This window comes from Cupriavidus sp. 05L411, from assembly GCF_056398045.1.
The window spans coordinates 1-7,549 of the sequence record NZ_JBFTOQ010000097.1 but is presented as its reverse complement, the minus strand read 5'-3'; the positions used below and the strand labels follow the sequence as shown (position 1 = coordinate 7,549).

General features: G+C 55.3%; 3 protein-coding genes and 1 pseudogene. 2 read left to right on the top strand and 2 right to left on the bottom strand.

Translation table 11 applies throughout. From position 1 onward, the window contains the following. Positions 1 to 1,261: 1,261 nt before the first annotated feature. Both AC1DQR_RS39825 and AC1DQR_RS39820 read left to right on the top strand, forming a co-directional pair. Positions 1,262 to 1,969, top strand: a complete 708-nt coding sequence (locus AC1DQR_RS39825; protein WP_416046825.1) for a nucleotide-binding protein — start codon at positions 1,262 to 1,264, stop codon at positions 1,967 to 1,969. Then, complete coding sequence (locus AC1DQR_RS39820; protein ID WP_150984879.1) at positions 1,969 to 2,301, top strand: stability/partitioning determinant; 333 nt, start codon at positions 1,969 to 1,971, stop codon at positions 2,299 to 2,301. The genes AC1DQR_RS39825 and AC1DQR_RS39820 overlap by 1 nt, the downstream gene beginning before the upstream one ends. A gap of 79 nt (positions 2,302 to 2,380) precedes the next feature. On the opposite strand, the gene AC1DQR_RS39815 is transcribed toward AC1DQR_RS39820, so the two are convergent. Next, entirely contained in the window at positions 2,381 to 3,715 is a 1,335-nt protein-coding gene (locus AC1DQR_RS39815; protein WP_183032527.1) for a replication initiation protein, read from the bottom strand. 2,523 nt (positions 3,716 to 6,238) lie between these two features. Then, a pseudogene (locus tag AC1DQR_RS39810) lies at positions 6,239 to 7,399 on the bottom strand (ATP-dependent helicase); the annotation flags it as partial. Positions 7,400 to 7,549: the final 150 nt, after the last annotated feature.

The following is a 7,549-nucleotide window of genomic DNA, read 5'->3' as shown; positions in this document are numbered from 1 at the left end:
TCGTAGGTATCTATCAGGTATATTGACCCCAGTTGCCATGTCGGTACTATTTCGACCATTTCGTTGCGCTAGTAGCTACCTGGTAGCCATTGCTGCCAGGTAGCAATCGAACAGCGCGGCATCTCGCACCAGAAGCTATTGGTTAGCTACCAGCTAGCTTGAATCGATGTTCCACTCTGTCGCTGTAGAGATTTGGAAGTCTACGATCCCGGGGCATGGCGAGTCGGATTTATTGGTAGCTACCAAGTAGCTGCACTGGCTGTTTCGACACCGGAGGAATCCTGCGGTGCTCGTCGTTGGGCCCACTAAAAGATAGCTTGTAGGTATCTATCAGGTATCTTGATTATCTTGATCCCAGTTGCCAGCGCAACGAAATGGTCGAAGCTACCTGGTAGCTATTGCTGCCAGGTAGCAATCGAACAGCGCGGCATCTCGCACCAGAAGCTATTGGTTAGCTACTAGCTAGCTTGAATCGGTGTTCCACTCTGTCGCTGCAGAGATTTGGAAGTCTACGATCCCGGGGCATGGCGAGTCGGATTTATTGGTAGCTACCAAGTAGCTGCACTGGCTGTTTCGACCCCGGAGGAATCTCGCGGTACTCGTCGTTGTGCCCAGTCAAGGATATCTTTTAGATATCCATCAGGCATCTAGATACCAATTAGCTATCCAGCATAGTCTCGGCTATCGCATTACGCTAGTAGTTATTGCTATCCGGTACTTATCGAACATCGCTGCATCTTGCATCAATAGATATCTGATAGCTACCAGATAGCTTACACCGCCGACTATTGTGTCGGGGTGCCGATGCTGGGCGAATCCGGGGAACCAACATCGTCTTGGTCCGCAGGCAAATCCCAGAATGTACGGCAGGAGCGACGTCGCCAATTACTGCCAGGCCCAGCGTCCTCTGAAGCGTCTACCGGCGGAAGTGCCGGCTCGAAGTGGTTCGAACGGGCGCTCGATATCTACTCGCTATCGAGTGCCATCGCCACCGGAAAGCGGGAGCTATTGTTCTAGCGAGTTAGCTGGTAGCAAACTGATAGGTTGCCTAGATGCACTTCGACGATTGGTAGCCAGATAGCTACAAGCTATCTGTCAGATACCTGGCATCACGGTACTCTCGCCACCAGAAGATACCAATCGGATATCAAAGTAGCTACCTAGTAGCCATTGATATCTAGTAGCTATCCGCTATACTTCTGCAACTAGTTAGCCACGCTACCGGTTAGCAACCAGATAGCTACTTGCAAAAGGAAACTCGATGCCGACAATCGTGTTCGTAAGCCCGAAGGGCGGAGCGGGGAAAACGACATCATCCCTAGTATTGGCCACCCAAATCGCAGAGCGCGGCAAGAGCGTCACCGTCATTGACGCTGACCCGAATCATCCTGTGAAGACCTGGGCCGCCGAAGGTGCAGCGCCGAAGTCCATGGCGGTGATCTCGGATGTCACTGAGGAAGACATTGCCGACAGGATTGATGCGGCGGCGAAGGAGTCCGCATTCGTGATCGTCGACTTGGAGGGAACGGCTGCGACAATCGTCGCGCACGCAATCAGCGAAGCAGACTTTGTCGTAGTGCCTACTCAAGGGTCGCAACTGGACGCGGAGCAGGCTGGCAGAGCGTTCCGCCTCATCCGTGCGCATGAGAGAGGCATCCAAAAACACAAGCCCGACTATAAGCTTCCCTATGCTGTCCTGTTCACTAGAACATCCGTAGCAATCCAGAGTCGAGAAACGACACACATCCGACGCTCCTTTGCTAATGCAGGTATTCCCGTGTTCAAGACAGAGCTGAATGAACGTGCAGCTTTCAAGGCAATGTTCGCCTACCGACAGTCGCTCTCGGGGCTTAGCCGCTCCGAGGTGTCAAATGTCGACAAGGCAATTGAGAACGCGGAATTGTTCGCAGGTGAGGTCCTTCAGTTCCTGCGCAAGGGCCATATGGAAGAGAAGAAGGAGACTGCATAATGAGCAGAGCGAATCCACTTGACGCCGCGCTTGATGATTTTGAGCCGCGGCCGCGAGAAGACAAGCCACGGCCCGATCGGCAGGCCATTGAGCAAGTCGCCAAGGAGAACGGCTTCGTGAGTCGCGATGCCCGCAAACTGGAGACGGCGGCGACCACCGCTCCTCCGCGACGCCAGCGTCGATTCACAACTGGTCGTAATCAGCAGATCAATATCAAGGCAACCCCCGATACGATTGCGCGCTTCAATGCTCTGGCCGAAGCACTGAATATCCCGTCTGGTGCGTTGCTCGAGCGCGCCGTGGAAGCGATGGAAGAAAAATATAAGCGCTGACCACTATCTGGTAGCTATCAGCTAATCTCGCACCAATAGAAAAAGGGGGCTAGCCCCCTTTTTCGTGAGAGTGCCGCAATCACTGTGGCACTACAGGTTGTCCTCGGGTTCTGCTCATGAAAAGACCCAATTCCGTCTTCAGGGCCTTCCGCCCAAGGATGGCTGCCTCATCTGGCTCGGACTTAATCTTTGCGCGCCGTGTGGCCATCTTGAAGGTGGTCTCGCGATATAGCGAGGCAAGTACTTCGTCTCGTGCCGCCTTGTCCAATGCCTGAAATGCCGCCAGGCCTGCATCAACGTCCCGCTCAAGTGAACTGGCGAACTCGAGTTCGGCAGGGGCGATCTGGATCGGCTGACCGGGTTCGACCTTTTTACCAGCAGCAATCTCTCGTTCGATTTCGCTAAGCTCCCAGCCTTCCTTGATCGCTCGCATTAGGTAAGCGCCGGGAGACTTCACTCCGCCGACGCGCACACGATGCTTCACCAACTCGATAGCCTTACGAATGCGTTCGTCCGTATTCACTTCGCGGTTGCCAATGATTTCGTTGAGTTGCCGCTTGCTAAGGCCGAAACCCTTAACCAGAGTCTCATAGAGATCCTTCAGCTCGTGAGGATGAGCGAAGTCCAGGACCAGCTTGCCCTTTGCGTTATCGCGCAGCTTGAAGCGCAGAGCCGCTACGCGACGCGATCCAGGCGTGGTCTTCGTCTCGAATTCAACATACAGGTCGGTCAATTCGTTGATCTGTTCCGTGCTTTTATCAAGCACGAGACGCTTGAACTGCTTGTACTCGGTAAGCGACTTAACCGAGTCAGCATTGACCCATTTTCGGACCACATCAAGCGGAATCCATTCAGTCGTCCCCATGAAGCGGAGCGAGCTCAACCTCTCGTACAGAATGTAGGCATAGTTGCTCAATGCAGCCGACATGCGCAACGACAGATAGGTGTACCGCTGTGGATCCTTGAGTTGCCGCCTGATCATCTCGTCGACCTTGAACACCACGCGGCCGCCGGAGATACCAACAGATCCGAGCAGCGGCACGGAGGCCCACTGCGGATCACCATCGGTATCGTCGACAGATACCTGCACCGACGCACTTTGGCATTCGCGCAATGCCTTCTTTAGGTGTGCTAGGTTGTTGGATGTCTCGAACTTGGCAAGCCATTTGAAATAGCCCAGTTCAATATCGTAGTGAGATAGGTCGGGATTCTCAGAGACGGTCAACCAGAGAGCATTGATAGCACGGCGGGCGAGGAGCGTCAGCGGGGAAACGTCGATCAATACGTTCGTTTTCCGATAGCCTATCTCCCGGCTCGACTCAGTGATCGGCGTTGCCGCACCCATTTCCCCACGCACTGCGTTGAAAATGTCGAAGCCCAGTTGCTCCTGGAGATTACGTGGGACGTCAGCCATAGGGGAGGGGTGCACTAGCGGTAGTGCCGATAATATCTATCTAAAGGTGCAACGAGTCAAGTATACGATTGCACCTTGATGCGGAGGCGACGTCCTCGCCGCACCAAAAATCTACACCTCCGCACCAAACCTTTACACCTTTGGAATGAACCGTGGCTTGCGAAGCCTTGCCTGCCAAGCGATCCACGGTCTTCGAAGGGTCTCAAACCAATGGTTAACACCATAGGCCAATGAATTGCACTTTGAGACCAATGAATAACACCTTGAGGTACCAATAGTTAACACTTCTGCGGCCCAAAAAATGACACCTCCGAACCAATGAATCGCACCTTGCTACCAAAAAAGTACACTTTGCTTGTCATAACCTTTTGATTTACAACAAGAAAAACGCCCTCGTATACGTTAGCTGGTTTACAAACAAAGAAGCTGCTTGCTCTCCACAAAAAAGTGCGGAAAGTCAAAACCGACCAGGTTATCCACAGCGGCTGCAGTTGAAGCGCAGAGCATCCGTACGTATAGGTGTCATGTATTGGTCCGCAATCGGAGCGCTCCCGATAAAGTGCAATCGATTGGTCCGCAAGACTGCCGAACTACTGACGGTGTAGTCCATTGGTCCGCAAATCAACCCACGGAGCCAAGGTGTAATCGATTGGTCCGCGTCCTGGCGATTCATCCAAAGGTGCACTCTGTTGGTCCGCAGAATCGTTCACCCGCCAAGGTGCTATCTATTGGTGCGCAATACTCTGAGTTCAAAGAAGGTGCAGTCCATTGGTCCGCAGCACTACCCAGCCCATAAGGTGTAATTGATTGGTGCGCAGTCTGGTAGCAGATGCGCAATGGTGTTGTTTGTTGGTCCGCAGTGCCAGCGCCATGCTCAAGGTGCAATCGATTGGCCCGCTCGAGTACCCTCATACTCGCCAGCGGCGGCACGTGCCTCAGTTTTGCCGCCAAGAAGGTGTTATTCCTTGGTCCGCAATTCCCATTGAACGCGTACGGCACCTGTCCGTAACACCGTACATTGCCAATCGGACAGCACCTCGCTCCGTGGCCTGCTGCCGGGCTCTCCCGCGTATGCGGCACTTATAGTCCAACGGTGTAGCGAATTGGCCCGCAAAAAATGCCGCATCACCACCACTTCCGCGAAAGCGCAATCTATTGGTCCGCAAGGAGCTGACGCGGAGAACGGCTGAGCCCACCGAAGCTTCTTTCCGGCAGCCAGGATGGAAAGGTGTATCCCCTTGGTCCGCAAAGCTATCCGAATTTCCAAAACACAATGGTTATGTCGATAGGAAGCGCTCACTTTTTAGAGTTGCGGGTCAAAAGCGGCCCAAAACGATGCACCTTTCTCCGGCCAACTTTAATTTGCGGCCCAATCCGTTGCACCAAGCAAGCGCAATACGAAACTGCGGCCCAACTCGTTACACCACCGGGTCGTGCAGGTGCCCTTGAGCCTAACTGCAAGCTAAGGGTATTGACGGTCACTTAGGACACTCCAGAATCAATCTCGCCGGCATGTCCGGCTGGGTGTAGCTTGAGGCCCGCCCTAAGACGTCAAGCAGCGAATGGGAGGTGCAGTACAGCTCTTCCACTTTGACCTGGCCTAGGCAACCCTGCATCGTCTTCGACGGTCAGAGATCATGGAAAGGACAGTCAGACTCTGTCCGGGAGCCTTAACGTGGCACTGGAGCTGCATCCGACGCTCGCGGCGCGGTGCCACTTACCCCTGGCCGGGTGCCATGCCTGCCTCGGCGTACCAAGTCCAGGAGGGCAACGTCTGGGCATAAGCGCGCGGTGCCTCGCTCCGCTTCCTGGCATGATCTACGACTTCTGTCCAAATCGCGCGCCGCAAGAGCCGTTGATTGCCTTCATGGGAATAGGCAGCGAATACGGCGACGTGAGACACCGGAAGGACGCTGTGCGGCGGAGTGCATACGCCACCAATCACAGTGTGCTGAATGCCACCAGAGCCCGTGGTCGCGGGATACTTGCTCATGACGGACACAAGTTCGACGAATTGTCACGGAATCTGCCGCGTCGTGTTGCGCAGATCACTCGCCTGGAACGAGCCTTGGTCGGGAGACCCAGGGACGCGTAACCACCGTACAGACGGCCTGCCTAGCTGAGACAGGAGCGCTCGCTCGTCTCCACGGGGCGCGTCACGGCCAAGGGCACTAACCGCCACCCAATGCGCCGGCGGCCCCATCCAAATCGGCCCGTCGCGTAACGACATATAGACAGACGGCGCCGTCCGATCCGATTTGGTTGGAGGCGATAGCAACCGGCTCGCTGAGCCGGTTGGTCATTTGGGCGAGCTTGCTGCTGGATGTTTGCTTAATGACGTCCAGTGGCGCACCGCCGCAACTCAGGGTGGAGTGGCGTTGGCTCCGGGCCACTGGCTGTCGTGGCGTGCCAAGTGTTCCTTAGACTGGTTTCTCAGCCGGCGGCTAGTGCCTGTCCTTAGGGCATTCACGAAGTCAGCCAACCCGATGGTACGCGGTCGCTCCACTAGGAGGTGTCAGACAACTAGGTTTGGAGCAACCCAGCTTCAAAGACGAAGCGTGAGGTGGGGTTCTTCTTTGCCGTGCTGATGAAGAGCGAGTCGCGTGCCCTTGTCATACCAACATAAAAGAGCCTTCGCTCTTCAGCTTCGGAAGTCCCCTTCTCGTCAGGTAGCACGGTCTCCTCAACCCGAATTAGAACCACTGCGTCCCATTCCAAGCCCTTCGCAGAGTGAAGGGTGGTAAGGACAATGGCATCGTTACCAGGCTCATTGTTCTTCCGCCGTAGGAACTCTAGTCGGTCCGAGAATGGACCGTTCAACCTAGAAAGTACGTCGTACGTTGTTCGGATAGCGCGTTTTGCCGCGTCGGCCTTCGCGTGGCGCAACATCCAATCGCTGACGCCCTCGAGGACCAGCGAGAAAAACTGCCGCTCGCACAAGGCTCGCCACTCGGAGAGCCGCTTCGAGAAATCTCTAAACGTATCGACCGAGCTATCGCTGAGGGCAAGTCCAGCGAGCTCTTTTACCTGGCGGAACTGTAGGCCCGGACCGAGCTTCTCGTGGAGAGAACGAAGCTCGTGCACGCTGAGGCCGGCGAAGCCCAAGAGCGTGTCCATGCCACCGGATCGAACCCGCTGCACAAGTTCCAAAAGGCTTCCCATTAGGGCCGCCTCCGGACGATTGAGAATCGAGGTTCCGGATGCGCGGTAGTACTTGAGTCCGTGGGATCTGCATACGGCTTCGACCGGGTCCAGAATCCGGTTGGTTCGAGCCAGTATCGCCCCACTCCTACCGTCGCTGAGAAAGGGCGACAGCGCTTCTACAGCTGCTACCGCCTCGTCATATTCATCGCCGAACCGGCTAAACCCGATAGTCCCTCCCGGTCCCCGTTCTGCCGCAAGCGTCTTGGGAATCCGATCGCGATTGTTGACGATCACTCGATCCGCAGCGGCTAGGATCTCCGCGCGGCACCGATAATTGCTTCCGAGTATTACCGGTTGAGCGTCGAATTGTCTGATGAAGGACTCCATGCCGCGGAAGCCGAGCGCCGAGCGAAAGCCATAGATACTCTGGTCATCGTCCCCGACAAGCGTGATCGTGGCACCGTGTAGGGCATGCTCGCACACCCATTGATACTGAAGTGGGTCAGTATCCTGAAACTCGTCCACGAGAAGATGATGAAAAGTGTTAGCGCCGATGTAAAAATGACCCACCCCGCCGAAGTAAAACTGACCCACCTGATGGAGGATGGCGGATTTGCCGCCGATGCTGACACAGGAGCAAGCAGTGGAAATCAGGGTATTAGCAAGGCGAGGCACGGGGGTGCGCGAGAT

Bases quoted from the DNA above. Each gene is read 5' to 3' on its own strand.
- AC1DQR_RS39825 (WP_416046825.1), top strand. From the start codon at position 1,262: ATGCCGACAATCGTGTTCGTAAGCCCGAAGGGCGGAGCGGGGAAAACG.
- AC1DQR_RS39820 (WP_150984879.1), top strand. From the start codon at position 1,969: ATGAGCAGAGCGAATCCACTTGACGCCGCGCTTGATGATTTTGAGCCG.
- AC1DQR_RS39815 (WP_183032527.1), bottom strand. From the start codon at position 3,715: ATGGCTGACGTCCCACGTAATCTCCAGGAGCAACTGGGCTTCGACATT.